This window comes from Flammeovirga sp. EKP202, from assembly GCF_014534745.1.
Classification (GTDB): domain Bacteria; phylum Bacteroidota; class Bacteroidia; order Cytophagales; family Flammeovirgaceae; genus Flammeovirga.
The window spans coordinates 14,573-39,457 of the sequence record NZ_JACVVP010000016.1; the positions used below are offsets into that span (position 1 = coordinate 14,573).

Annotated in this window: 27 protein-coding genes; 18 read left to right on the plus strand and 9 right to left on the minus strand. The window is 33.6% G+C overall.

Annotated elements, in window-relative coordinates; genetic code table 11:
- Positions 1 to 35 precede the first annotated feature (35 nt).
- From IC221_RS11605 to IC221_RS11640, 8 genes are all read left to right on the plus strand, one after another.
- Positions 36 to 947 carry a DMT family transporter gene (locus IC221_RS11605; RefSeq protein ID WP_188169135.1) on the plus strand — a complete coding sequence of 304 codons (912 nt, stop codon included), beginning with the start codon at positions 36 to 38 and terminating at the stop codon, positions 945 to 947.
- Positions 948 to 1,007: 60 nt separating this feature from the next.
- Positions 1,008 to 2,207, plus strand: a complete 1,200-nt coding sequence (locus IC221_RS11610) for a S9 family peptidase (RefSeq protein WP_188169136.1) — start codon at positions 1,008 to 1,010, stop codon at positions 2,205 to 2,207.
- A 103-nt stretch (positions 2,208 to 2,310) separates the two neighbouring features.
- On the plus strand, positions 2,311 to 3,186 hold the full coding sequence (locus tag IC221_RS11615) for a universal stress protein (protein ID WP_188169137.1): 876 nt from the start codon (positions 2,311 to 2,313) through the stop codon (positions 3,184 to 3,186).
- A gap of 79 nt (positions 3,187 to 3,265) precedes the next feature.
- Positions 3,266 to 4,363, plus strand: coding sequence for a Nif3-like dinuclear metal center hexameric protein (locus tag IC221_RS11620; protein WP_188169138.1), 1,098 nt, complete (start codon positions 3,266 to 3,268; stop codon positions 4,361 to 4,363).
- A gap of 101 nt (positions 4,364 to 4,464) precedes the next feature.
- Positions 4,465 to 5,577, plus strand: a complete 1,113-nt coding sequence (locus IC221_RS11625) for a YncE family protein (protein ID WP_188169139.1) — start codon at positions 4,465 to 4,467, stop codon at positions 5,575 to 5,577.
- An 81-nt stretch (positions 5,578 to 5,658) separates the two neighbouring features.
- Complete coding sequence (sdaAB, locus tag IC221_RS11630) at positions 5,659 to 6,336, plus strand: L-serine ammonia-lyase, iron-sulfur-dependent subunit beta (RefSeq protein WP_188169140.1); 678 nt, start codon at positions 5,659 to 5,661, stop codon at positions 6,334 to 6,336.
- 83 nt (positions 6,337 to 6,419) lie between these two features.
- On the plus strand, positions 6,420 to 7,766 hold the full coding sequence (locus tag IC221_RS11635) for a TolC family protein (RefSeq protein ID WP_082026452.1): 1,347 nt from the start codon (positions 6,420 to 6,422) through the stop codon (positions 7,764 to 7,766).
- Positions 7,767 to 7,782: 16 nt separating this feature from the next.
- Positions 7,783 to 8,202 (plus strand): DUF2147 domain-containing protein, encoded by a 420-nt coding sequence (locus IC221_RS11640; RefSeq protein WP_044203688.1) that lies wholly within the window; start codon positions 7,783 to 7,785, stop codon positions 8,200 to 8,202.
- Positions 8,203 to 8,265: 63 nt separating this feature from the next.
- On the opposite strand, the gene IC221_RS11645 is transcribed toward IC221_RS11640, so the two are convergent.
- The 7 genes from IC221_RS11645 to IC221_RS11675 all read right to left on the minus strand — a co-directional run bounded on the left by IC221_RS11645 (position 8,266) and on the right by IC221_RS11675 (position 14,425).
- A complete protein-coding gene (locus tag IC221_RS11645; RefSeq protein WP_188169141.1) occupies positions 8,266 to 9,549 on the minus strand; it encodes a site-specific integrase in 1,284 nt (427 codons plus the stop codon).
- Between the two features lie 325 nt (positions 9,550 to 9,874).
- The gene (accC, locus tag IC221_RS11650) at positions 9,875 to 11,218 is read right to left on the minus strand and encodes an acetyl-CoA carboxylase biotin carboxylase subunit (RefSeq protein ID WP_188169142.1); all 1,344 of its coding nucleotides are present in this window, start codon (positions 11,216 to 11,218) and stop codon (positions 9,875 to 9,877) included.
- A 51-nt stretch (positions 11,219 to 11,269) separates the two neighbouring features.
- The gene (accB, locus tag IC221_RS11655) at positions 11,270 to 11,788 is read right to left on the minus strand and encodes an acetyl-CoA carboxylase biotin carboxyl carrier protein (RefSeq protein ID WP_044203737.1); all 519 of its coding nucleotides are present in this window, start codon (positions 11,786 to 11,788) and stop codon (positions 11,270 to 11,272) included.
- Between the two features lie 78 nt (positions 11,789 to 11,866).
- Positions 11,867 to 12,433 (minus strand): elongation factor P, encoded by a 567-nt coding sequence (gene efp, locus IC221_RS11660; protein ID WP_044203683.1) that lies wholly within the window; start codon positions 12,431 to 12,433, stop codon positions 11,867 to 11,869.
- An 82-nt stretch (positions 12,434 to 12,515) separates the two neighbouring features.
- Positions 12,516 to 13,502: a beta-ketoacyl-ACP synthase III gene (locus tag IC221_RS11665; RefSeq protein WP_044203681.1), complete on the minus strand. Its 987-nt coding sequence runs from the start codon at positions 13,500 to 13,502 to the stop codon at positions 12,516 to 12,518.
- Positions 13,503 to 13,658: 156 nt separating this feature from the next.
- On the minus strand, positions 13,659 to 13,865 hold the full coding sequence (rpmF, locus tag IC221_RS11670; protein ID WP_044203678.1) for a 50S ribosomal protein L32: 207 nt from the start codon (positions 13,863 to 13,865) through the stop codon (positions 13,659 to 13,661).
- Positions 13,866 to 13,885: 20 nt separating this feature from the next.
- Complete coding sequence (locus IC221_RS11675; protein WP_188169143.1) at positions 13,886 to 14,425, minus strand: DUF177 domain-containing protein; 540 nt, start codon at positions 14,423 to 14,425, stop codon at positions 13,886 to 13,888.
- 149 nt (positions 14,426 to 14,574) lie between these two features.
- On the opposite strand from IC221_RS11675, the gene IC221_RS11680 reads away from it, so the two are divergent.
- The 4 genes from IC221_RS11680 (at position 14,575) to IC221_RS11695 (ending at position 18,239) form a co-directional block, all read left to right on the plus strand.
- Positions 14,575 to 15,279 (plus strand): 16S rRNA (uracil(1498)-N(3))-methyltransferase, encoded by a 705-nt coding sequence (locus IC221_RS11680; protein WP_188169144.1) that lies wholly within the window; start codon positions 14,575 to 14,577, stop codon positions 15,277 to 15,279.
- Between the two features lie 93 nt (positions 15,280 to 15,372).
- Positions 15,373 to 16,041 carry a DUF4159 domain-containing protein gene (locus IC221_RS11685; RefSeq protein WP_188169145.1) on the plus strand — a complete coding sequence of 223 codons (669 nt, stop codon included), beginning with the start codon at positions 15,373 to 15,375 and terminating at the stop codon, positions 16,039 to 16,041.
- Positions 16,042 to 16,109: 68 nt separating this feature from the next.
- Positions 16,110 to 17,135, plus strand: a complete 1,026-nt coding sequence (locus IC221_RS11690; protein WP_188169146.1) for an acyl-CoA reductase — start codon at positions 16,110 to 16,112, stop codon at positions 17,133 to 17,135.
- A 3-nt stretch (positions 17,136 to 17,138) separates the two neighbouring features.
- A complete protein-coding gene (locus tag IC221_RS11695) occupies positions 17,139 to 18,239 on the plus strand; it encodes a glycosyltransferase (RefSeq protein WP_188169147.1) in 1,101 nt (366 codons plus the stop codon).
- On the opposite strand, the gene IC221_RS11700 is transcribed toward IC221_RS11695, so the two are convergent.
- A complete protein-coding gene (locus IC221_RS11700) occupies positions 18,229 to 18,501 on the minus strand; it encodes a hypothetical protein (RefSeq protein ID WP_044203664.1) in 273 nt (90 codons plus the stop codon). The genes IC221_RS11695 and IC221_RS11700 overlap by 11 nt on opposite strands.
- Before the next feature lie 229 nt (positions 18,502 to 18,730).
- On the opposite strand from IC221_RS11700, the gene IC221_RS11705 reads away from it, so the two are divergent.
- Positions 18,731 to 19,384, plus strand: coding sequence for a metal-dependent transcriptional regulator (locus tag IC221_RS11705; RefSeq protein ID WP_188169148.1), 654 nt, complete (start codon positions 18,731 to 18,733; stop codon positions 19,382 to 19,384).
- Positions 19,381 to 20,445, plus strand: coding sequence for a M42 family metallopeptidase (locus IC221_RS11710; protein WP_044203661.1), 1,065 nt, complete (start codon positions 19,381 to 19,383; stop codon positions 20,443 to 20,445). The genes IC221_RS11705 and IC221_RS11710 overlap by 4 nt, the downstream gene beginning before the upstream one ends.
- 58 nt (positions 20,446 to 20,503) lie before the next feature.
- Here the strand turns inward: IC221_RS11710 and IC221_RS11715 are convergent, their stop codons facing one another.
- On the minus strand, positions 20,504 to 21,112 hold the full coding sequence (locus tag IC221_RS11715; protein WP_188169149.1) for a hypothetical protein: 609 nt from the start codon (positions 21,110 to 21,112) through the stop codon (positions 20,504 to 20,506).
- Positions 21,113 to 21,329: 217 nt separating this feature from the next.
- Here IC221_RS11715 and IC221_RS11720 point away from each other — a divergent pair, with 217 nt between their 5' ends.
- From IC221_RS11720 to IC221_RS11735, 4 genes are all read left to right on the plus strand, one after another.
- The gene (locus IC221_RS11720; RefSeq protein WP_188169150.1) at positions 21,330 to 21,761 is read left to right on the plus strand and encodes a hypothetical protein; all 432 of its coding nucleotides are present in this window, start codon (positions 21,330 to 21,332) and stop codon (positions 21,759 to 21,761) included.
- A 147-nt stretch (positions 21,762 to 21,908) separates the two neighbouring features.
- Positions 21,909 to 22,934: a sensor histidine kinase gene (locus IC221_RS11725; protein ID WP_188169151.1), complete on the plus strand. Its 1,026-nt coding sequence runs from the start codon at positions 21,909 to 21,911 to the stop codon at positions 22,932 to 22,934.
- Complete coding sequence (locus tag IC221_RS11730) at positions 22,915 to 23,643, plus strand: LytTR family DNA-binding domain-containing protein (RefSeq protein ID WP_188169152.1); 729 nt, start codon at positions 22,915 to 22,917, stop codon at positions 23,641 to 23,643. The genes IC221_RS11725 and IC221_RS11730 overlap by 20 nt, the downstream gene beginning before the upstream one ends.
- Positions 23,640 to 24,884, plus strand: a complete 1,245-nt coding sequence (locus IC221_RS11735) for a hypothetical protein (RefSeq protein ID WP_188169153.1) — start codon at positions 23,640 to 23,642, stop codon at positions 24,882 to 24,884. The genes IC221_RS11730 and IC221_RS11735 overlap by 4 nt, the downstream gene beginning before the upstream one ends.
- Position 24,885 lies beyond the last annotated feature (1 nt).

A 24,885-nucleotide genomic window follows, 5' to 3' on the forward strand; every position in this document is an offset into this window, starting at 1 on the left:
ACAATTATTTAACACCACCTATACTTCCATAAATAATGTTCAACGAACAACTTAAACTTCATATCATTGTTTTTGTCTGGGGATTTACGGCAATCCTTGGGGTATTGATTGAATTAGATTCCTTCCAATTGGTATTTTATAGAACACTCATTGCTGCAGTTTCAATGTGGATTTTCATGAAATTTAAAGGTTGGGAATTGAAAGTGAATTGGAAAGACGCTACAAAACTATTATTAACGGGTGGCTTAGTAGCCTCACATTGGATCCTATTTTTTGCTTCTGCAAAAATCTCAAAAGTCAGTGTTTGCCTAGCTGGCATTGCTACTACAGCCCTATTCACCTCACTATTAGAACCTTTGCTAACGAAATCAAGTATTAAGCCTTATGAAGTTGTATTAGGCCTTTTTGTAATAGTAGGTCTTTACATCATTTTCCAATTTGAATTTGACCATGCTTTAGGACTCACTTTATCGCTTTGTGCTGCATTTGTTGGTTCACTTTTTAGCGTTTTAAATGGTAATTATGTGAAGACCATCTCCTCTCCTAAAATTACACTATACGAAATGATTGGAGGCTGTATTACTGCTTTTATTTGCCTTCCATTTCTTTCTGAAAGCGAGACACTTTTAGCAATTCCTTCAACCCTTGATATCGTTTATTTATTTGTATTAGCTGTAATTTGTACTACAATTGCTTATGCTGTTTGCGTTGAAATTCAAAAAAGTCTAAGTGCCTTCCAAGTAAACTTAACGGTAAACTTAGAACCTATTTATGGTATTATTCTAGCTTTAATTTTCTTTGGAGAAGAAGAAACAATGACGCCAGGGTTTTATGTAGGAGCGGGAATTATTTTACTATCTGTACTCTCCTATCCTTTCTTAAAACAAAATTATAACAGAAGATCTTCCAATAGAAAAAAATTACACGAAGAAGTTATTCAGAATTAATGAAAACAATTCTTGTGTTTTAGAGGTCTTACTTTTAACTTAAAAAAAACAATTAAAAACATGACCTCTAACTTATTTTTTTTAAAGAAATACGCTCTCTATTTCGTCTTATTACTTGTCTCATTTGCCTGTTCAACATCGGATGATGGTGAAGAAATTACGCAAGTCAATAAGACTTTAGTTTCACATGAAGAAAAGAGTAGTTTTACAGAATCTGAAATCAATGTATTAGCACTTTTAGGTGGATTAGGTGAAGTAGCTCCTTTAATACAAAGCGGATTCACAAGCTATAATGTACAATACAATACTACTGATAGAGATGGTAAAACAATAATAGCATCTGGCGTAGTTGCTTTCCCAACAGTAGAAGATCAAATCGACTGGGTTATCCTTAGTCGTGGTACTATACTTGCTGATAGTGAAGCTCCTTCTGTTTCCACTCTACCTTCTTATGAAATTGGTGCAGCTTTAGGTTTTGCTATTGTGGTGCCTGATTTAGTCGGTTTTGGATCTACAGCAGATTATCCTCAATATTATTTTATCAAAGATAAAACAGGTGAACAAACCAATGATTTATTAAAAGCTGCTCAAGAATTAGCATCAGAATTAAATATTACCACTACGCAGAGAGCTTTCATTACAGGATACTCTCAAGGTGGTTATTCTTCGTTGGCTGCAACGGAATACATTGAAAAAAACAACCCAGATCTTGAAGTTTTAGCCATACTTTCTGGAGCTGGAGGCTATAATTTATTAAGAGTAATGGAAGAAGTGCTGCAACAAGAAAGTTATGATTCTCCTTCGTTTTTAGCTTTAATTACGCAAACCTATTATACTTATTACGGCTGGGATCTTAATACTTTCCCTATTTTTCATGAAAATATCACGAACATAGACCAACTTCTTGATGGTAGTTATTCAACTTCTGAATTAAATACTTTACTACCCATGAAGTTAAGTGAGCTCTTTCATGAAGATTTCCTTACAAGTATGAATAATAAAGATACCTCCCATCCAATGTATCAACATTTAATGGAAAATTCTGTACATACAGTCTCGTCCAACTCCCCCTTTTATTTGTATCATTCTCCAAATGATGAAATCATCCCACCTGTGACAAGTGAAGAAACTCACAGTCTACTCCAACAAAATAACAATACTTCCACATATAAATTGATTGAAGGAGAAAGTCATTCAGATGCCGCAGTCTCAATGTTAGTAGAAGCATTTGGTGATATGACAACTGTACTAAATCAATAACGATAATTATTGTATTATTTACGTTTATATTGATTTTCATCAATGTTTAACTTTCACTTTGTTTGTATATTCATGTACTGATTAAGATATAAACATAAAGATCATGGAAATCAAAAATATATTAGTCCCTACGGACTTTTCTCCGGAAGCTACAAATGCTTTAAATGTTGCGATTCAAATTGCAAAAAAATGCAATGCAGCTATTTCATTATTGCATGTCATTGATGTCCCTACTATCAATCATTATGATAGTTTGTCGGTCTTTGGAGCAGGTGATATTGGCATGGAGGATCCTGAGGTTTACACACATTACACTAGAAAACTCTCTGAAATTGTCAACACAAAAGTAGATAAGATCGTTGAAGAAAACCCTGGTGTGGTAATTCAAAAACACATTGAGTTTGATTCTTTACAAAGGCACTTAGCTGATTTTGTAGTGAAAGATGAAACAGACTTGATCATTATTGGCTCTCAAGGAGTTAGTGGTATTGATGAAGTATTAATTGGTTCTAATACTGAAAAAATTATTCGTCACGCTAAAGTTCCTGTACTTACAGTAAAAAGAGAAGAGAAAAACTTCGGACCTAAGAAAATAGTTTTCGCTTCCGATTTCCATAAAATCAATGATAATGTCATCGCTTCATTAAAGCATTTCCAAGATCTATTTGATTCTAAAATTCATCTTGTTAAAGTTATCACTCCAAGTAATTTTGAAGCCACACCGTTCTCTATTGCACAATTGGAAGAATTTGCAAAGGAACATGAATTTAAAAACTACGAAGTGCATACCTTCAATGATTTTTCGGAAGAAGAAGGCATAAGAGGTTTTGCTCAGTTTATTGAAGCAGATATGATCTCATTGATTACACACGGTAGAACAGGTTTACAACATATTCTCTATGGTAGTATTGCGGAAGAAGTCGCCAATCATGCCATCAGACCTGTTTTAACTTTCAATAAAAAGTTAAAGACAAAATAGATTTTTATTACATTTGTCTTAATATAAAATAGTATAAGCTCGTTTCTTTCCGATTCGAGCTTCATTTTTCTAAAAGAGTATGAAAGTCAAAGAGGTAATAAAGATATTAGAAGAATTAGCACCAGCACAATACCAAGAGAGTTATGATAATGCTGGATTAATTACAGGAAGTGGTCAAGAAGAAGTACAAAACGTTTTAGTGACTTTGGATTGTACAGAAGAAATAGTAGAAGAAGCAATACAGAAAGGTTGTAATCTTATTGTAGCGCACCACCCCATTGTTTTCAAAGGATTAAAAAGATTAAATGGCAAAGATTACGTTGAGAGAACTGTCATCAAGGCCATCAAAAACGACATTTGTATTTTTGCGATTCACACCAACCTTGACAATATGATTCATGGTGTGAATAAGAAAATAGCTGATCTTATTGGATTAGAAAATGTAAAAATTTTAAGCCCTATCAAGAATAACCAATTATTCTTAAGTACTTATGTACCAGTTGCAGATATTGATAAAGTTCAAAATGCATTAGCAGTGGCAGGCGCTGGAAAAATAGGAAATTATGATGGGTGTAATTTCCAAATTGAAGGAAAAGGATCATTTACACCTAACGATAATGCTAATCCTGCAATTGGCTTTAAGGGTAAACCAGAATCTGTAAAAGAAATTAAAATCGAAGTACAATTCCCTTCTCACCTAAAAAGTAAAGTGTTATCAGCACTACAAGCTGCTCATCCTTATGAAGAAGTTGTCTATCAATTACAAACTCTAGAGTCTACTTCAAAAGAAATTGGATCTGGAATGTATGGTACATTACCTTCTCCGATTTCTGAAATGGAATTATTAAAGAAGTTAAAAGTAGTATTTAAAGCCGGAGTGATCAAACACACGCCATTACGAAATAAAATGGTAACAAAAGTAGCATTATGCGGTGGCGCAGGGAGTTTCCTTTTAAGAAATGCCATAGGTGTAAATGCTGATTTCTTTGTTTCAGGCGACTTTAAATACCATGAGTTTTTTGATGCTGAAGGAAAAATCGTGATTGCTGATATTGGACATTATGAAAGTGAACAATTTACTTCTGATTTACTAGTAGATCATTTAAGTGATAACTTCCCGTCTATATCATTCATAAAAACAGAAATCAATACCAATCCCGTTAACTGCTTTGTATAGAAAGCAAGAATCAAATAATGATGCATTAATTTCAGGCTAATACCCGGATGAAATTGAAAATAAATAAATATAGCATAATCATATCCACTCTCATTATTTTTGTGAGTGGATATTTTATTTTTCTTAATAAAGATACCGAAGGCACACCTTCCCCATTAGTCAGTCATGAGACCTATCAATACGATTCTCTTGAATTGATATCCTCTACTAGATTCCCTGTAGACCTAGCCCCTAAATCACTCATCCACACTCAAGACAACTCTAAAGTTTATGTACTATGTCTTGAGGCCCTATCTGTCATAGAAATTGATACTAAAACCAAAAAGAGAATCAGAACCCTCAATTTTAAACCTTCAGCAGGAATGGGCTTTGATTATAAAACAAGAAAATGGGTAAAATCCATTCAAGAAAAACCCGTAGAAGGTTTACTTACCCATAATGATCAATACTTATGGGTGAGTCTGCATAATGCTGATGGTATAATTGTTTGGGATTTAAAAGGAAACAACAATGAATCGAAAAGTTATAAAAGTGCCACGGTAGTTGAAAATGATCAAATTAATACAATTAAACTTCCGTTTTTTGATACAGAAACCACTCCCAAATTTTTGGTAAATGACTCCATCAACAATAGAGTAATTGTAAGTAATTGGCATGACAATTCATTAAGTATCATCGAATATAATGCACAAAATCCATCTCACTGGAAAACCTTAAAACATATTCCAACAAAAGTGACACCTCGAGGGTTAGTCGTTGATCAGAAAAATTCGACGCTATGGCTCGGAAATATGGCATCACACAACCTCCAAATTTTTGATTTAAAGACATTCGAACTTAAAACCACAATACAAGATGTCATCTCTCCAAGACATTTTGTAATAAATGATTCATTAATACTAATTTCTCAAAGTAGTAAGGAGATTATATCAGCATACGATCGAAAAACTTTTCAGAAGAAATTTCAGATAAAAACGCTTGATGATCCAAGGTCAATTGCTATTTCTAATAATGGACAATTCCTTTTTTGCACTTCTTACGGAGATAACAAACTAGAAATCTTTGATTTAAAAACTAAAAAGAGGCTCTATAGCCTTACATCGCATGGGGGACCAGTTGGCATCACACTGTTAGAAAGCAAAAAATCGATGCAAGCCTGGGTTTGTAATTATAAATTTTCAACTGTAAATGTCTTTACTTTTGATTTGAAATAATGATATTTACACATCACATATAAAACCGATTATCAAAGATAGTCACATTACTTAACCATATAATTAAATAATAGCCAAACTATGGCAGATAAATCAAGCATTTTTGATATGATTGGACCGATTATGATTGGTCCATCGAGTTCGCATACTGCAGGTGTAGTAAGAATAGGAAGAGTGGGGCACAAAATGATCGGGGGCACACCTGATAAAGCCGAAATTGTATTTTATAATTCATTTGCTCGAACTTATGAAGGGCACGGTTCTGACAAAGCTATCATTGCAGGACTTATGGGACTCAGTACTGATGATCCTGGAATAAAGCAGGCTTTTGATCTAGCAGAACAAGAAAAACTTGAGTATACTTTTAAGCCTGTAGGAAACGCTTCTGCTCATCACCCCAATACCATCCGTTTAATTCTTGAAAAAGACGGAAACAGATTAGAATTGGTTGGCGTAAGTAAAGGTGGTGGCATTATCTCAATTCGAGAGGTGAACGGGTTCACTTCTAACTTTAGTGCCAACTCTCCTACTTTGATCGTAACAGCCGATGACAGAAAAGGAGCGATCTCTTTTATTTCTATGTTACTCTCTCAAGAAGAGGTTAACATTGCAGAGATGACTGTTTCAAGAAGTGGCAAAAATCAAAAAGCGACTCAATTTATAGAAATGGATGAACGTCCAAGAGACATCACTCTTCAATACCTCGAAAGTATTAAATGGGTACATAAAGTCACTTTTTTACCAAATGTAGACGACTAACCTATTAAAGGTTAGTTTTTCTTTTTATATTTTGGATAAAATACAATCATCACACTTCATTTGTTCTAAAGACAAATTTTACAATGTACAAACATAAACTTCTAACTTTATTTTTTCTTTTAAATAGTGTCATAACCTATTCTCAAGACATGGTATGGACTTATCAGCAATGTGTTGAATATGCCATCGAAAATAACCTTTTCGTAAAACTCCAAAATTACGATGTACTGGAACGTACTGAAGAGTACGCTCAGGCTCGCTCTCAAAGATACCCTAACGTTACAGGGTTTTATTCTCATAGTTATAATAGAGGTTTAAATCCTGACCCTATTACCAACCGAAACGATATTCAAAATGTCAATACAGGTAGTATTGGAGCTCAAGTTGGTGTCCCAATTTTTAATGGATTTCGTATTAACAACACTATCAAACAATCTAGAAAGAATATTGAAAGTTCTGAACTGGGTAAAGAAAAGATAGAAAATGACATTATCATTCAGGTTACCGAAAATTATCTGGATGTAATTTATAAATATGAGAATATTGACATCTCCAAAAAGAGAGTGAAAACATTAGAAGAGCAAGTTGAAAGAACTAAAAAATTGGTAGATGCTGGGTCTTCACCTCTTTCTGAATTATTGGATTTAATGTCTCAATTTGCCGATACTGAGCGACAATTAACAGAGGCTGAAAATGCTTATAATATTGCTTTGCTAACGCTAAAACAGTCTATGCAATTGGACTTCTCTACTCCTTTTGAAATTGACATTCCGCAATTTCAAGATCCTGATACCACAGTACAATTCTCATCCAATTCAAACACTGTTTTTGAAGAATCAAAAAATATTATGCCTGAAATCAAACAAGCTGAAGCCAATATTGCAGCTTCTCAATATCAGGTGAAAATTGCAGAAGGAGCCTACTATCCTACTGTAAATTTCAATGGTAACGTTAATACAAGATATGCTTCAAACTATGTAAATCCATTGGACCCTACAGATAGTTCATTGGGCACACAGTTTGAAAATTTCTTTAGTCAGGCAGCAACAGTCCAACTCAACATCCCTATTTACAACAGAAGAGATACTAAAACTCAAGTTAATAAGGCCAAAATCACAACAATGAAAAATGAGGTTCAACTACAACAAGAACTAAATGACCTCAGACAGAAAATTGAGCAAGCTTATATCAATGCATTAAGTGCTCAAAAAACATATATGTCTTCTAAAAAATCAGTAGAATCTCTAGAAGAACAATTCAGATCCGTCAACAAAAGATTTGTTTCTGGTGCAGCAAACACAACTGATTATGTTGTAGCCGAAAACAACTTAAACATTGCGAAAGCAGAGCTAAACAGAGCTAAATACCAATTTATATTCTCTCGTAAAATCCTTGATTTCTATGAGGGCAAACAAATTATCTTAGAATAGAATTAATTTTAATCAAATGAAGAAACTATTATTTTTTGTATTCCTTATTTTTTCATCCTCTCCTCTATTTGCTCAAGAAACATCTGCTTTTGGCGTATGGAAAACAATTGACGATGAAACTAACGAAGCAAAAGCTTATGTAGAAATTTACAAGGTGGGCGATAAAATGCATGGAAAAATCACTAAACTTTTGATGGATCCTGAAGATACTTTGTGTGACAATTGTCCTGGCGATAAGAAAAACAAACCAGTATTAGGGATGGAAATTATCTGGGGAATGGAAAAAGATGGGGATCGTTGGATTGACGGTGAAATTCTCAAGCCTGAAAACGGTAAAGTCTATGATGGAAAAATCTGGGTTGAAGATGGAAAACTTCAAGTCCGTGGATATATTGGTTTTATGTATAAAACACAAACTTGGTTAAGAGTTGAATAAATCTATTCTTGATCAATACTTCAAAAGGTGTCTTTTCAATGTTAAAGGACACCTTTTTGTTTTTTAATATTCTGAGGAATCATAAATAGAGTTTAGTAAATCCCTTGATTTATCTTGTAGATAATGCTGCTCCGTAATTTGGGTGGTAGCGTGTCCTAAAAGCCTTGATGTAGTCAATAATCCAAATTTTTCTAATGAATTATAAGCAAATGTGTGTCTTAAATTATGCAGGCTTATTGAATACAATTCCCCTTCCTTTACCACCTCCTTCAGGTCACATTGGTACAAGAAGTCCGAAAAATATTTAGATAAACTACTTATATTGTTGTTCTTATACCCCAATAAAGCATCTTGCCTTCCTAATTGATTCGTTTCTACAAATTCCAATAAAAAATGGTATACTTCTGGCGGAATAGGCAAGGTCATCGTGTTATTTTTGCCTTTTAACCACACTTCCATTCTTTTCGTTTCAAAATTTATATCAGCTACTTTTAAATTTAACATAGAACTTCCCCTTAACCCCATATTAACACCAAGATGAAGTATTAATTGTTGTTTCTGATTAGCCTTGTTAAATAATACTTTGATTTGTTCATTAGAAAGACCAATACGATTCACCGATTGTAGAGAATCCTCAAACTTCTTTAAACCATTGATTTCTAATGCGATTTTATGTCTACTTTCATCACTTGAAGTATGTTCATAATAAGTTGCAAATCGTTTAATAGCTTTCAAGTATAAATTCAGGGTTGATATTTTTAAATGTGCTTGCTCCCTTAAAAACTTATTAACAGATAAAGCTGAAATGTTGGAATAGGTAGAAGAATTAAGCCATTCCAAATATAAACCGACAATATTAGATAACGTTTTTCCATAATGGGTCTTCCTCGTTAGTTTTGAATTTAAAGCAAGCCAATCTTCAAACCCTTTCGACCATTCATTTTGTAATAACGACTCCTTTTTATTTTCAATTACTTTATAAAAATTATTTTCATAGAGCCATACCAAGTACCCCTCTTTCTCTACCTCTAAATTTATTCGTCTTCCATACATTCTCCTTAATGCTTTTTGAGATGTGGTAAGCGCTCCTATTTCAACTTGTTTCTGTAAATAAGCTGTGTAATAATTAAAACTAGCCTTTGTTAATAATCCATTCCGAAATTCAACAATAAACTTCAAGAAGTAATTCATCTGTGTAATTGCCTTAGAAACAGTATTTAAAGCTTTCTTATCAGAATTACCTCCCTCTAAAAGATATGATCTATACCCTTTCAATAAAAAATCAATGGGCATTCCTTCATTATCCAACGCCAAAGAGGTTGTTTTTGTAATTATTTTATTATTCAATTGAATAAATTTTTATATTTAACACATTATATTATACAGTTATACAAATATAATAATTATTTACTTAACCGATTTATAAATTATTTAATGAATATAATACATATCATATGATATTTACTTCAATATATAAATTTATACTAGTAACAATTGAAGCCCCCTATTTATGAAAATTCAAGCTCCATTAAAGTTGATTTGAAATAAATTAATTTGGTTAGGAAGATCTAAATTTGAACTATTAGATTAATATCTAACAATATGAATAAACAAAAAAAGGGAGTCATTTCTGACTCCCTTAATTATGATATATATTATTTACGCTACTCTATTATATAGTTTCGTAAGTAAATTCATCCATAAATCCTGTATTGAAATCACCTGATTGGTAAACTTCATTATCCATTAATCTTAAATGGAAAGGAATTGTAGTTTTGATTCCCTCAATGATAAACTCTTGAAGAGCTCTCTTCATTCTCTTAATTGCTTCCTCTCTTGTTTCAGCTGTAACAATCAATTTCGCAATCATTGAATCGTAGTTTGGAGGAATCGAGTACCCAGAATAAACGTGAGTATCAACTCTTACACCTGGACCACCTGGTACGTGAAGATTTGTAATCTTACCTGGTGATGGTCTAAAATCAGCTGCTGGATCTTCAGCATTGATTCTACACTCGATTGAGTGTGCTTGTGGCGTATAGTTTTTACCAGAAATCTTCTCACCAGCAGCTACTTTAATTTGCTCTCTGATTAAGTCGAATCCAGTTACTTGCTCCGTTACAGGGTGTTCAACCTGAATACGAGTGTTCATTTCCATGAAATAGAAATCACCGTATTTGTCCACTAGGAATTCTACAGTACCTGCACCTTCGTAGCTAATTTTCTCAGCACCAGCAATTGCTGCTTGACCCATCTTTTCTCTCAATTCAGGAGATAAAGCTGGAGAAGGAACTTCCTCTGTTAATTTTTGGTGACGTCTTTGGATTGAACAGTCTCTTTCTGACAAGTGACATGCACTTCCGTAGCTATCGCCAATAATTTGAATCTCAACGTGACGAGGTTCAACAACGAATTTTTCAAGGTACATACCGTCATTACCAAATGCAGCTGCAGACTCTTGACGAGCAGAATCCCATGCTTTTTGGAACTCATCAGGACCGTTCACGATACGCATACCACGACCGCCACCACCTGCTGTAGCTTTTAAGATAACTGGGTATTTGATTTTTGCAGCGATTTCCAAACCTTGCTCTACTGAGTCTAAAAGACCCTCTGAACCTGGAATTGTAGGAACACCTGCTTCTTTCATTGTAGCTTTTGCAGTCGCTTTATCACCCATACGGTTGATCATGTCAGCTGATGCTCCAATGAATTTGATGTTATTTTCAGCACAAATTGCTGAGAACTGTGCATTTTCAGATAAGAATCCATAACCAGGGTGGATAGCATCACAATTTGTGATTTCTGCTGCCGCCATGATATTAGGAATGCTTAAGTAAGAATCTGTACTTGGTGCAGGACCAATACATACAGCTTCATCTGCAAAACGAACGTGCAGACTGTCTTTGTCAGCTGTAGAGTAAACTGCTACTGTTTTGATCCCCATCTCAGCACAAGTACGGATCACACGCAATGCAATTTCACCTCTATTCGCTATAAGTATTTTTTTAAACACGATACCTTCTTAGTTTAGTTAATAATAAGTATTAGTTGATCTAACTAATAATTAAGATGGATCTACTAAGAATAATGGTTGATCGTATTCTACTGGTGACATATTGTCAACTAAAATCTTAACGATTTTACCTGAAACCTCAGATTCAATCTCGTTGAAAAGTTTCATTGCTTCGATGATACAAACAACGTCACCTTTCTTTACAGAATCACCTACATTCACGAACATATCCGACTCTGGGTTCGGAGCAGTGTAGAATGTACCGATCATTGGAGATTTGATTTCAATGTAGTTAGAAGTATCTGCTGCTGGTGCCGCTGGAGCTTCTGCTACTGGTGCTGCCTCTGCTGCTGGAGCTGAAGCTGGCAACTCAGCTGATGGAGCTGGAGCTGCTGCTAAAGGAGCAACTGGAGCCGCTGCTAATACTGGTGCTGCAGGAGCAATAGCTGGTGCTGAAGCATCAACATTGCGTTTAACGTGAAGTTTGATTTCTGCAGTTTCTACATTTACTTCTTGCAAGCCTGAACCTGCAATAAAGCTGATCAGATCTTTTACCTCTGGTGCTTTCATAATGTGATAGTGTGTGTGTTTGAGAGAAGGCATAAGAAATAACCTTCTCTCAAACCTATTCGATTAAATACTAAAAAATTATTTTTTAACGCGTTCTGAGTAAGAACGATCCGTTGTATTTACTTTGATAACATCGCCTTGATTCACAAACAAAGGAACCATAATGTTCGCACCTGTCTCAACAGTTGCTGGCTTCAATGTGTTTGTTGCAGTATCACCTTTGATACCTGGCTCTGTATAAGTAACTTCTAACTCAACAAACTGAGCTAGTTCACAACCAACGACTTCTTCTACTTCTGCATGGAAAAGAATATCAACATTCATTCCATCTTGTAGCAAATCATTGTTTGGTACTTGTTCTGCAGGTAATGCTACCTCTTCCCAAGTAGTTGTATCCATAAAATGGAATCCCATATCATCTGCATAAGAATACTGATGTTGTCTTCTCTCAATACGGGCTGTTGTTACTTTATGACCTGCAGTAAAAGTATTATCAATCACTTTTCCTGTACGTATACTTTTTAGTTTAGTACGAACAAATGCAGGACCTTTACCTGGCTTTACATGTTGGAATTCGATGATTTGAAAAATATCATTATTGAATTCAATACATAAACCGTTTTTAAAATCAGCTGTAGATGCCATTATATATACTTTTTATTCTATTTCTAATAACTTAAAATTGGCGGGCAAAAAAAATTTCCAACCACAAAAATAAAAAAATTTATTAGTATGCCCACTTAATGTAAGCTGAACCCCACGTAAATCCACCTCCAAAGGCTGCTAAGACAAGATTATCTCCTTTTTTTAACTTATTTTCATAATCCATAAGACATAAAGGAATCGTTGCAGCAGTAGTATTTCCATATTTATGGATATTCATCATTACCTTATCTTCTCCCACATTCATACGTTTTGCAGTGGCATCAATAATTCTTTTGTTAGCTTGATGAGGAACTAAATAAGCAACATCGTCACCACTTAAACTATTTCTTTCCATAATTTCAGCGGCTGCATCTGCCATTGAAACTACTGCATACTTGAATACATGCATTCCTGCTTGATAGATGTAGTGCAAACGTTGGTCAACGGTCTCATGAGATGATGGCATTCTTGAACCACCTGCTTTCATATTCAAGTATTCTTCACCTACACCATCACTTTTCAGGACAAAGTCCATTACACCCTCTTCTTCTTCTGTAGGCTCAAGCAATACTGCACCTGCACCATCACCAAAAAGAACACAAGTAGTACGGTCAGTGTAGTCTACAATACTTGACATCTTATCAGCACCAACAATAACTACTTTTTTATATTTACCAGTCTCAATAAATTGAGCACCTGTGCTAAGAGCATATAAAAAACCAGAACAAGCCGCACCGATATCGTAACTAAAAGAATTGGAAGCTCCCACTCCTTTAGCAATAATGTTAGCAGTTGCTGGGAAGAACATGTCAGGCGTTACAGTTGCACAAATAATTAGGTCAATATCCTCAGGGTTAGTATTTGTTTTTTCTAGTAACTGTTTGACTGCTTGAATACCTAAATACGAAGTACCCATATTCTCGCCCTTAAGTATACGCCTTTCAGATATGCCCGTCCTCTCAAGAATCCATTGATCATTTGTATCAACCATTGTTTCCAGTTCTTGATTGGTAAGAACATAGTCAGGAACGTATCCTCCAACTCCTTTAATTGCTGCTTTTAATGCCATAGTAATATTGGTATTTCTTTTCTTTTTTTGGCTTTAACTTTTCGTCAAAATCAAATTTCAAAAAGCAAAGATAATCAACTCTTTTAAAATCCATATAAAGTATAAAAAAAAGCCAATCCTATTTTTAGGATTGGCTTGATTCTGTGTAGTTTAAAACTACTCAGCAGTTTCGTCTACATCTACAGAGTTATCGATAACCACTTGGCCACGATAGTACATTTTACCGTCTGACCAGAAAGCACGGTGTCTTACGTGTGCTTCACCAGTAGATTGGCAAAAAGAGATTGTAGGTTTATCCATCTTAAGGTGCGTTCTACGCTTACCTCTCGAAGCTTTCGAAATTCTCGACTTAGGATGTGCCATTTTTAATTCTTAAATATATATCATTTGAGTTTTTTCAAAATATCCCAACGAGGGTCAGTTGGTTTCCCTTCTTCTTCCTCATTGATTTCCTCCTCACTTTCTTCGTCATACTCCTCTTCTCCATATGATGAATAAAATAATTCATCCTCTTCATCCTCCTCTGGATGTAAACGCTTAGAAGGTAAGGACACTGCTATTAAATCATAGATTATCTGAGCAAAATCTAAATCTGACTCATTGAAAGGTATTTTAAATAAATCATCTTCCAACATTTCAAACTTATCTGAGAATTTAAAATATATCTTTTGAGTTTCCTCAAGCTGATAATCATACTCTCTTAAGCTCCTATCACTTAATAACACCACTTTTGCATTAAGAGTTAGATCAACATCGATCTGTGTTTCACTCTTAACAAGTTGCAATATCACGCTTCCAGTTATATTTTCCATCAATTCAGATTCAAATATTTCTAAAAGTTGTGATGTTAACTCGATCTCGAATTGGTGTTTACCATTTTTTAAACCTCCAATTCCTATTGTATATGCATTTTTCTTCTTCACCTTCACTGTGATTTGGCTTGCAAAATTACAAAATCAATTCATACTAAGAAAGTATTTTAAAGAAATAATCAAGAAAAATAAAAAATAAAGGTAAATGTCATGTATTTTTGCTCAGAATTAAGAAAAACACAACCTATCCCTAACGATTTATGAGACTTTTTTATCATAATGATATAAATCCTGATCAAAACGAAGTTACATTATCTCCCGAAGACAGTAAACATATTGTAAGGGTGTTACGAATGCAAAATTCAGAACAATTACATTTAATGGACGGTAAGGGAAATAGATATTCATGTACGATCATTGATGCTCATCAAAAGAAGTGTAAGGTTAAAGTCGACAACATAGAATCTTTACCTGCCACGGCATCACATATACATATAGGTATCGCTCCTACTAAAAACATGGATAGAATTGAATTCTTTTTAGAAAAAGCGATAGAAATTGGTGTTGGTAAAATTACATTCTTCTATTCAAAACATTCAGAAAGAAAACAATTAAAACTTGACCGTTTAGAAAGAATTGCTGTTTCAGCCATGAAACAATCAAGAAAATTTTGGTCTCCAGAATTGTCTATAGTCCCCAATTTCAAAGAGGTGATGAATATGGAGGCAGACCAAAAGTTTATCGCTTACGTCCCTACAAATAGTACTGAAAATTTATTCCAAAAGATTAATAAAGATCAAAATATCTTCGTTTTAATCGGACCTGAAGGAGGTTTTAGTGAAGAAGAAGCTGAACAAGCTAAAGAAAGCGGTTTTGAATGGGTTAGTTTAGGAAAAGAAAGACTACGAACTGAGACGGCAGGAATTGTTACCGCTCAAATTTTAAATATGGTCGATTTGAAATAAAAGATTTATTATATTGTATATACTAAGGTGAACTGAATCCATTTTAGTAATAAAAACAAAGCATCATAACTTTAAGATAACGAACCAATCCTGATGAAAAGAACTATCACATTTATACTTTTCCTAATTGTTCCCTTTTTAGCCTTTTCACAAGGTCATAGTAAATTTTCACTCAAAATTGCAAAAGTGAAATATACAGGAGGAGGTGACTGGTATGCCAACAAAACAGCTTTACCAAATCTTGCTGAATTCTGTAACGACAACTTAGGTACAAGCATTGATGTCGATGATGAGATTGTTGAAATTGGAAGCCCTGAACTATTTGACTACAGCTATATTTACCTAACGGGCCACGGCAATGTCGTATTTTCTGACTCTGATGTTGAAAATTTAAGAAGTTACCTTGTTAGTGGCGGTTTTTTACATATCGATGACAACTATGGGTTAGATAAATTTATCCGATTGGAAATGAAAAAGGTTTTTCCTGATCTTGATTTCATTGAAATACCTTTTGATCACCCTATATATCATCAAACATTCAGTTTTCCTGATGGCCTTCCTAAAATCCATGAACATGATGGAAAACCTGCACAAGGTTTTGGTATTTTATATGAAGGAAGGCTCGTTTGTTTCTACAGTTATGAATCTGATTTAGGAAACGGTTGGGAGGATGAATCCATCCACAATGACCCCGAAGAAGTAAGATTAAAAGCACTTCAGATGGGAGCCAACATAATTTCCTTCGCTTTGACAGACTTTTAAATCATTTTTCTTGTTTACTCACATTATTCCTATTTGATTTGCACTGTTTTTAGAAAATAAGAGGAATTATGACGTTGCAAGAAAGAATTAATGCTTTTGTAGCATTAGGAGATAAACTAAGAACTTTAGACGGAGACACTAAAGCTGCACTTACCCAACGAGCAAATGATGACAATGGATGGTTTGATGACTTATCTGTATCAAATGCATTGACAGGTATTGAAAAAATGCTTTCAAAAGAGGTATTGGAAAATTGGGTCAATGATTATTCAAGTTCTGACACTGAAAAACCAAATAAAGTATTAGTAGTAATGGCAGGAAACATCCCTGCTGTCGGTTTCCATGATGCTTTAAGTATTCTTATCTCAGGTCATATCTTGATGGCTAAATTAAGCTCTCAAGACACTTTTCTAATGACAACCCTCTTTAACTGGTTAAAAGAAATTGAGCCTAAATTCAATGATTTTATTGAAATATTAGACGCTCCAGTTAAAGAAATCGATAAAGTTATCGCTACAGGATCAGATAACAGTACAAGATATTTCATCAAATACTTTAGTAAGTACCCTAATATCATCCGCCATAATCGCTCATCAGTAGCCGTTATTAGAGGCGATGAAGACGAGGAAACATTAGCTAAGTTAGCGGATGATATCTTCTTATACTATGGTCTAGGATGCAGAAACATCAGTAAAGTGTATGCTCCTAAGGATTATGATCTTACAAAATTATTAAAAGCTTTAGAGCCAAGAGCTAAAGAAACAATCATCAATCACAAGTACGCCAACAACTATGACTACAACAAGTCGATTTATTTGGTAAATAAAGTGGAGCATTTAGACAATGGTGGTTTGATCTTTACGGAGTCAGAAGAAATGGTTTCCCCTATCTCAGTGCTTTATTATGAAACCTATGAAAATGGATTAGAGTTGAAAGCAAAATTAAGTGATGCTGAAGACAAAATCCAATGTGTTGTCACGGATGGACAATGGCTTGCTGGGTCGGAAGACTTCGGTCAAGCTCAATTCCCAAGCGTTTCTACTTATGCTGACAATGTAGACACAATGGAGTTCCTTTCACCAGTTGTAAAATAATTTATGCAAAAGATTATTCTTGCTTCCGTTTTAAAACCAGTGGATGACACTAGGGTTTATGAGAAGTTTGGAAAATCACTTGCAAAAATAAAGAATACTGAATTAGTCATTTTTGGAACAAAAAGTAATGATACTTCTCTTTATCATTTAGAGGAAAATATACGTTTTGAACCTTATGACATCAATGAAAAGTCTACTCGCAAAGATGCGGGTAGGCTTTTTTATGCTTTATTGAAAAAAGAAAAACCTCAGCATATTATTATTCATACCATTGAGTTACTTCCTTTTTTGATTGGGTATAAAATTCATCATAAAAATGTCAAAATTTACTATGACATATTAGAAAATTACTCCTTAAACTTCACTGCTCAAACTTATCACAAGAAATCCATTAAATATTTATTGGCACTTGGTGCTCAATTGATTGAAAAATTCTCTTTTCCCTTTCTCAATCACATTTTTTTAGCTGAAAAAGCCTATTTGAATGAAAAATCACTACCAGTTTCTAAAACTACTGTACTGGAAAATAAATATGTTCCTATCACCCCTCAATTCAACACTTTAAAATCAAACGAAAAAGTCATTACTTATTGCGGTACTTTATCAAAAGCTTTCGGGATCCTGGAATTTTTAAACTTTGTGGTCGTTCTAAGCAGTTGCAATTCACAACTAAACTTCAAATTCAAAATAATTGGAAAAGCTTATGAAGATGATACTGTAAAATTAATTAATGAATATGCCCAAAAGTATTCCATTGAAATCATTGGAATCACCTCATTTGTACCGCATTTAAAGATCGTAGAAGAAATGCAAAAATCAGACTTCGTGGCTTTACCCTATCCTACTAATGCCTCTACTAAAAATTGCATTCCAACAAAAATGTACGAATGCATGGCTTTGGAAATTCCGATGATCATTCAAGAAAATAATTTATGGAAGAGTATTGCCACTCCATATCAAGCTGGAATATTTCTTGACTTTAACTCTTTTAATAAAACAGAATTAGAAAATAAAATCATTCAACTGAATCCTTACCCAAATGGCTATAATAAAAATGCCCTTTGGACAACCGAAGAGCATAAACTTTTAAAAATTATAAAATAAAGAACATCCAATAAGATAAGCTTAGCACAGCACTTATCCCAATCAGCCAAAATGCTATACCCAAAGCTTTCTCTTGAAACTTATAAAACCATAACTTCTTTTTGAATTTCTTTTTCTCGGCTTCAGATGCCTCTTTAAAACGAAGCGGTTTCTTCTGAAGATTAGTACCCATATTTTTGGATGGAAACCTGCCAGTAGTCACCTGTCTGATTTCTCTTCTGTTGTTTTCTAAACTCTTAATTGCACTCGATTCAAATCCCATTTCGTTAAATTTTTAGTTATCAATAGTTCACCTCTATTCAGTATACAATAGTTCATTTTCATTCTACTGAAAACCTATTATCATTAAACGATAAAACATATTAACAGGTTCAAAAAATGAAATTTTTTCTTCGATAAAAACAATAAATAGTAGATTTAAAATTATGAAAAGTGTGGGCTAACTATTTATTTGCAATTCGCAATTATAATAGCATATATAACACCTTTACATGTTTAGTCATTCAGAAGAAAACTATTTAAAAACCATCTATCATTTATCCGAAAAAGATACGCCTGTTAGTACCAATGCCATTGCTGATCAACTGCGGACGAAAGCTGCGTCTGTTACTGATATGATTAAAAAACTCAACAGCAAAGGGGTAATTCATTATCAAAAATACAAAGGAACAACCCTAACTGAGGCTGGAAATAAGGCCGCCCTCCTAGTCATACGTAAGCATCGCTTATGGGAAGTTTTCTTATTAGAAAAATTGAATTTCAATTGGGATGAGGTACATGAAGTAGCGGAACAATTGGAGCATATTCAATCTCAAAGAATGATCGAACGTCTGGACCAATTCCTTGGTTATCCTAAGCATGACCCACATGGAGACCCAATTCCTGACAAAAACGGCGAATTTAGCAATCTAAAAGCCACAAAACTTTCCAATATTCCATCCAAAGGAAAAGCAACCGTAGTTGCTGTCAAAGATGGGAATAGTAGTCTTTTACAATACTTAGACAAAGTGGGAATTGGCATAGGAACTGAACTAGAAGTGGTAGAAAAAATAGAATTTGACCAATCATTAGAAATAATTATCAATGGTAGAGAACAAAAAATTATCTCTTCCATGGTATCTGAAAATATATTAGTACAATTATGAGTTTAGAAAGAATTGATATTCCATTATTAAAGGAAATAAGTGAAACTGCAGGTGCTCCTGGCTTTGAGAAAAAAGTAAGGCATTTACTTATTGATACCTTAAAGGATATTGTTGACGAATACTATGTTGACAATATGGGCAACCTCATCACCATCAAAAAATCCAAAAATGAGAATGCTAAGAAGTTTATGTTAGCAGCTCACATGGATGAAATCGGTTTTATGGTGAAACATATCGATGATAATGGTTACATCAGATTTCAAACATTAGGTGGTTTTGATCCTAAAACACTTACTTCTTTGAGAGTAAAAGTGCATGGTAAGAAAGACCTTTTAGGTGTGATGGGTTGTAAACCAATTCACTCTATGAGTGCTGCCGAAAGAGCCAAAGTAGTCACAAATGAAGAATACTTTATTGACTGTGGTCTTTCAAAAGAAGAAGTAGAAAAGCATGTGAAAGTTGGTGATTCAATCACTCGCTGGCAAGAGTTAGACATGGTTGGAGACTTGATTAATGGTAAATCCCTGGATGACAGAGTTTGTGTTTATGCACTTGTTGAAATCATGAAGGCATTGAAAGAGCAAGATACTCCTGTAGATGTTTACGGTGTTTTTACAGTTCAGGAAGAAGTTGGCTTAAGAGGTGCTCAAGTAGCAGGTCATGGTGTTTCACCAGATTTCGGAATTGCTTTAGACGTTACTGTAGCTAATGATATCCCAGGTCTTGCTCCACAAGATTATGTTACATCTATGGGTAAAGGTGCTGGTATTAAACATTTTGATGGTGGAACTATCTGCGATAGAAGAATGGTTGAACACCTTGAAAACGTAGCAAAAGAAAAAGAAATTCCTGCTCAACCTGAAGTACTTCCTTTTGGAGGGACTGATACGGCAAACATTCAAAGAATGCCTAAAAATGGTTCAATTGCAGGTGCTCTAAGTATTCCGATGCGTTACTTGCATCAAACCACTGAAATGGCTCACCCGACGGATGTAGTTGCAATGATAGACTTAGTCGTTCAGGCTATTCTTGAAGTTGAAAATGGAGACTGGAGTTATTAATTTATAGATTATAATAATAAAAGACCTCTTGAGAAACTTAATTTTCAAGAGGTCTTTTTTATTTTAATTGACGTTCATTAGTGATCAGTATCGCACTTAAGAACTCTGTTTCTGAAACTTGTTCCTTCATTAATAATTGATGGATTGTTGGATAATTTTCAAAATATACAGCAAATTTTGCCTTAAACAGTTTACTGTTATGAGGAATTCTTATATAATCTGGACAAGTTGCTGTTTTAAAATAAAAAAAACTTGTAGCGTACTCAATAAGGCCTTCGACTGCTCCTACTACTGCCCCAGCAATGATACCTCCTCCATATGTATAATTCACGCTTTTACCTGAAGACATATAATAAGCAAGTTTTATTTCTCCCAATGAAATTACATTTGCGAATCTTCTTGAATTCTCATAAGGTACACTTACATACTCCACTCCATCAGCATAAAAATAACTTACTTCTTCTGCCTTGTATTTTAACGTTCCTTGATCTGTTAAAATTTTAATTTTTTTACCATTCCATTCCGAGTAAGGTGTTATAATATCTCCATAAATCGTAACACCATAAGTAGATGGGTTTTCTTTATATATTAGATAGTCTGGACCATATTGAGCTTGAACACATGTACAACATGTTATAAGAAATAATATGTAGAATATCTGTTTCATTATAAATGATCAATTAAAAATATGTTTGCTTGTAAAAACAATAAATATATTAGATTTCATTTTAAGTATAATACAATCATCAATAAAGATTAACTGCAACCGATTGAATTGCTTTTTTGCATTTCACCATTTCAACGCTGCATTTCACCAAATAAAATTCATACACTGCTCAATTAAGGAGACATTTGATATATCATTAATCAAAACCTCAACTATTATGAACTTAAGTGTCAAATTAATTTTAGCATCTCTTTTACTTACTTCATTGTTTTCTTGTACTTCGGCTACAGATGAAATATCTCCTGAAGTTTCCAATTCTAACCGTTTACCAAGAATTGATAGCTCTCCTCAAAATGCATTCATGACGATTGAATTAGTACCCAATGGCGATGTATGTAACAATAACATCATTGCGAATGTAGAGCTTATCTCTTCTACAGGTTTTGAATTCAAACAAAATATTCAAGCAAAAGACGGCGTATTAACATTTTCATTGGACAACAATTTTGTAGGTGGAAGCTACGCAGTGACTTTCAAAACTATTGATGATGAAGAATTAATGGGTTCAACTTCATTTTATTTAACATCAGATGATTTGAAGAAAGAATATTACACTAAAACTGTTGAATATAGTAATTGTAATTTCTAAATTGAAAAACCTATTTCGAACAAAAGACACCCTGTAACTTTATTTATTTAGAATAACTTTTGTTCTAAGAGAAAAGACTTTTCTGAATCTAAGAGTGTTTTAAAATCTCAATTTGGTTTTGAAACACTCTTTCTTAATTTTTGACAGATGCCTTTAAGAAGTTTTTATTTTTTTACGATTGCATTTTATTATTTAGTCTTTTTCGTTATTGAATTCTTCACGGATTACAGAGCTGAATCAGATCATCAATGGTTAGGACTAAATTATTTGTTAGTACTTGCTTTAGCTACAACATTTTTAAAATGTTTTGGAGCCATTTTTTTTGCTAGGATTTCTAAATATGTATTGATCAAAAAAAGCAGTATTCTAGCTTTTATTATTCTTTTTTCAGGCTTTCTATTAATACTGTTCCTTTACAGTGAAATGACTTGGGTTTATCGTTGGAGTTATTTTTTAGAAGATTTCAGAGGTCCTTTTTATAATATCTACAACCTACAGGCTGCACTTATTCCTTATTTCATTGGCATCTGTATTGAGATTGTTTTTGAATACCTCAAACAATACAATGAACAACAAAGTCTAAAACTTGAAAAGACTAAGGCTGAATTAAGTTTTCTGAAGGCTCAAATAAGTCCTCATTTTTTATTCAATACTATCAATACTATTTTTTGGTTGATTATAAAAGATCCCAAAGGTGCCCAGGAGTTATTATTGAAATTAAGTGATATGCTCCGTTATCAATTGTATGAATGTGATCATGATTTTGTTCCTATTCAAAAGGAAATTGATTACCTCACTCATCTTTGTAAAGTGCAAGGTTACAGAAAAGGAAAGAAAGTAAAAATCACGACCGAATTTGATTGTGAAGATACTGTTTTTCAAATTCCACCATTATTATTTTTACCATTGGTGGAGAATGCAATGAAATATGTATCCCAAAAAGACGATAAAGAGAACTATATTTCTATTTTTTTAAGACAGAGAAGCAACCTTGTTAGTTTTGAAATTGTCAATTCTACAGACAATAGTCATATTGAATTAGAAGAAGACAAAAAGTACAGTGGTATTGGTCTTTCGAATATCAAAAAGCGACTTTCTCTTATTTATGGAAATAATTATAAATTCTCTACCTCTTTAATCAACAACGTATATTATGCAAAAATCGAATTCTAAGATCCGATGTCTCATTGTAGATGATGAAGAACTAGCACGTGATGGAATGGCTCATTATGTATCTCAAGTTCCTTTTCTAGAAACCATCGCTATTTGCGAAAGTGCCATGGAAGCTCAACAAGTTTTGGATGAACAACCTGTTGATTTATGTTTTTGTGATATTAATATGCCCTACCTTTCTGGCATTGATTGGGTAAGATCCATGAAAAACCCACCGATGGTCATCTTCACAACAGCTTATTCTGAATTTGCGATTCAAAGTTATGAAGTCAATACGCTCGATTATCTCTTAAAACCGATATCCTTTGATCGTTTTTATAAAAGTTGTCTCAAAGCAAAAGAAGCTTTCAATACGACTCAAAAAGAGGAAGAATTTGATGATTTTATTTTTGTAAAAGTAGATCTTCAAATCAAAAAAATTTGGTGTAAAGACATTAAGTATATTGAATCTCAAAACAACTACATTAATATTGTCACCACAAAAGGCAACTTCCTCACCCTACTTACTTTAAAAGAAGTCCAAGAAAACCTTCCTTCTTACTTTTTAAAAGTTCAAAAATCCTTTATCATCAATATTCATTTTGTAGAGGCCATTGAAGGAAATAGTGTTGTGATTGCTGACACCTTAATCAGCATTAGTAGAAATAATAAGAACGACATCTTCGATACTTTAACGCAAGGAAAGTTTATCCTCAAAAATTCTAAATGAAAAACACTCTACTCCATATAGTTCTATTTTTATTCCTTTTTGGGTGTACACATACTCCTATTGGTTACCTTATTACCAAGAATGACAAAGAATTGATAGGGTATTATGAAGAGAATGATAACATTGTTTTCAACATTAAGCACTCAGACATCATTAATTATCTAGACATTTCAGAAACGGATTTTTACACTTCACCTTACACTCCAAACTTTAATAACTGGGAAAAATACCTTATTAAGAAAGAAGATGTAGTTATTAATGAACTTCACTTAATTGGCTCATTTAATGATTACAAAATTGATTCTTCCTACTTAATGAAAAAGAAAGCTGATCATTGGGAGCTTATTGTACCCAAAAAGAAAATTTTACCTGCCAGTGGTGATTTCAATTTCATGGTTAATAAAAAATACCTCATTACCCCCAACCATTACAATTCTCTTAATACACATGTACCCGTTTTTGTTGAAAAAGATTTAAGACGAATGTATATCATATGGCTCATGTATATCATTGAGCCCAAAGAGCAAATGGGATATGTAACAACGGATGATAGTATTACATTCATTTTTAATCCAGAAGAATATTCGTTAAGTAATAATAACTATGGTGTACAATCAGCTTATGATCCCGACTTAATCGGTAAAGTACAAGTAGCTGGAAGTTTTAACTCATGGAGTGAATATTTCACGATGGAGAAAAAAGGGGAATTGTATTATTTCTCCTTACCTATTGATGAAAACATCAATAATTGGGGTGAATTTAAGTTCATCGTCAATGATCATAACTGGGTAAATCCTCCTTTTGAAGCAAGAAATAAATTAGGGCATTTTATGGGAATGCGTCATTACAATTTCACTTATAAAACCAACTACAATCATCAGGTTATGGGTTATAGTATTCAAAAAGACGATGTTATTTTTGAATGGAAGTTAAACGACAACGACCTTATGACCTATTATCAAAGATCGGAAGCTAGACAATTCAATATTAGAAATATGTATTTATATGCTAGTTTTCTAGAAAAGGAAAATAGTCATAAAATATTAATGGAAGAAGTTGGATATCGACATTACAGAATCGCATTTAAGAAAAATACATTTGAAAAAGGAAAGCATTACACTTTCAATTTTATGGTCAATGGACTACTTGAACTAACCCCAAATTATGGAGCTTCCAATCTTACAAGAACTGCTTTGTGGGATGAAACCCAAACAGTTCGATATGATTTTCTCCTTAATTGAA

Bases quoted from the DNA above. Each gene is read 5' to 3' on its own strand.
- IC221_RS11605 (WP_188169135.1), top strand. From the start codon at position 36: ATGTTCAACGAACAACTTAAACTTCATATCATTGTTTTTGTCTGGGGA.
- IC221_RS11610 (WP_188169136.1), top strand. From the start codon at position 1,008: ATGACCTCTAACTTATTTTTTTTAAAGAAATACGCTCTCTATTTCGTC.
- IC221_RS11615 (WP_188169137.1), top strand. From the start codon at position 2,311: ATGGAAATCAAAAATATATTAGTCCCTACGGACTTTTCTCCGGAAGCT.
- IC221_RS11620 (WP_188169138.1), top strand. From the start codon at position 3,266: ATGAAAGTCAAAGAGGTAATAAAGATATTAGAAGAATTAGCACCAGCA.
- sdaAB (WP_188169140.1), top strand. From the start codon at position 5,659: ATGGCAGATAAATCAAGCATTTTTGATATGATTGGACCGATTATGATT.
- IC221_RS11635 (WP_082026452.1), top strand. From the start codon at position 6,420: ATGTACAAACATAAACTTCTAACTTTATTTTTTCTTTTAAATAGTGTC.
- IC221_RS11640 (WP_044203688.1), top strand. From the start codon at position 7,783: ATGAAGAAACTATTATTTTTTGTATTCCTTATTTTTTCATCCTCTCCT.
- accB (WP_044203737.1), bottom strand. From the start codon at position 11,788: ATGAAAGCACCAGAGGTAAAAGATCTGATCAGCTTTATTGCAGGTTCA.
- efp (WP_044203683.1), bottom strand. From the start codon at position 12,433: ATGGCATCTACAGCTGATTTTAAAAACGGTTTATGTATTGAATTCAAT.
- IC221_RS11665 (WP_044203681.1), bottom strand. From the start codon at position 13,502: ATGGCATTAAAAGCAGCAATTAAAGGAGTTGGAGGATACGTTCCTGAC.
- rpmF (WP_044203678.1), bottom strand. From the start codon at position 13,865: ATGGCACATCCTAAGTCGAGAATTTCGAAAGCTTCGAGAGGTAAGCGT.
- IC221_RS11680 (WP_188169144.1), top strand. From the start codon at position 14,575: ATGAGACTTTTTTATCATAATGATATAAATCCTGATCAAAACGAAGTT.
- IC221_RS11685 (WP_188169145.1), top strand. From the start codon at position 15,373: ATGAAAAGAACTATCACATTTATACTTTTCCTAATTGTTCCCTTTTTA.
- IC221_RS11690 (WP_188169146.1), top strand. From the start codon at position 16,110: ATGACGTTGCAAGAAAGAATTAATGCTTTTGTAGCATTAGGAGATAAA.
- IC221_RS11695 (WP_188169147.1), top strand. From the start codon at position 17,139: ATGCAAAAGATTATTCTTGCTTCCGTTTTAAAACCAGTGGATGACACT.
- IC221_RS11700 (WP_044203664.1), bottom strand. From the start codon at position 18,501: ATGGGATTTGAATCGAGTGCAATTAAGAGTTTAGAAAACAACAGAAGA.
- IC221_RS11705 (WP_188169148.1), top strand. From the start codon at position 18,731: ATGTTTAGTCATTCAGAAGAAAACTATTTAAAAACCATCTATCATTTA.
- IC221_RS11710 (WP_044203661.1), top strand. From the start codon at position 19,381: ATGAGTTTAGAAAGAATTGATATTCCATTATTAAAGGAAATAAGTGAA.
- IC221_RS11715 (WP_188169149.1), bottom strand. From the start codon at position 21,112: ATGAAACAGATATTCTACATATTATTTCTTATAACATGTTGTACATGT.
- IC221_RS11720 (WP_188169150.1), top strand. From the start codon at position 21,330: ATGAACTTAAGTGTCAAATTAATTTTAGCATCTCTTTTACTTACTTCA.
- IC221_RS11725 (WP_188169151.1), top strand. From the start codon at position 21,909: ATGCCTTTAAGAAGTTTTTATTTTTTTACGATTGCATTTTATTATTTA.
- IC221_RS11730 (WP_188169152.1), top strand. From the start codon at position 22,915: ATGCAAAAATCGAATTCTAAGATCCGATGTCTCATTGTAGATGATGAA.
- IC221_RS11735 (WP_188169153.1), top strand. From the start codon at position 23,640: ATGAAAAACACTCTACTCCATATAGTTCTATTTTTATTCCTTTTTGGG.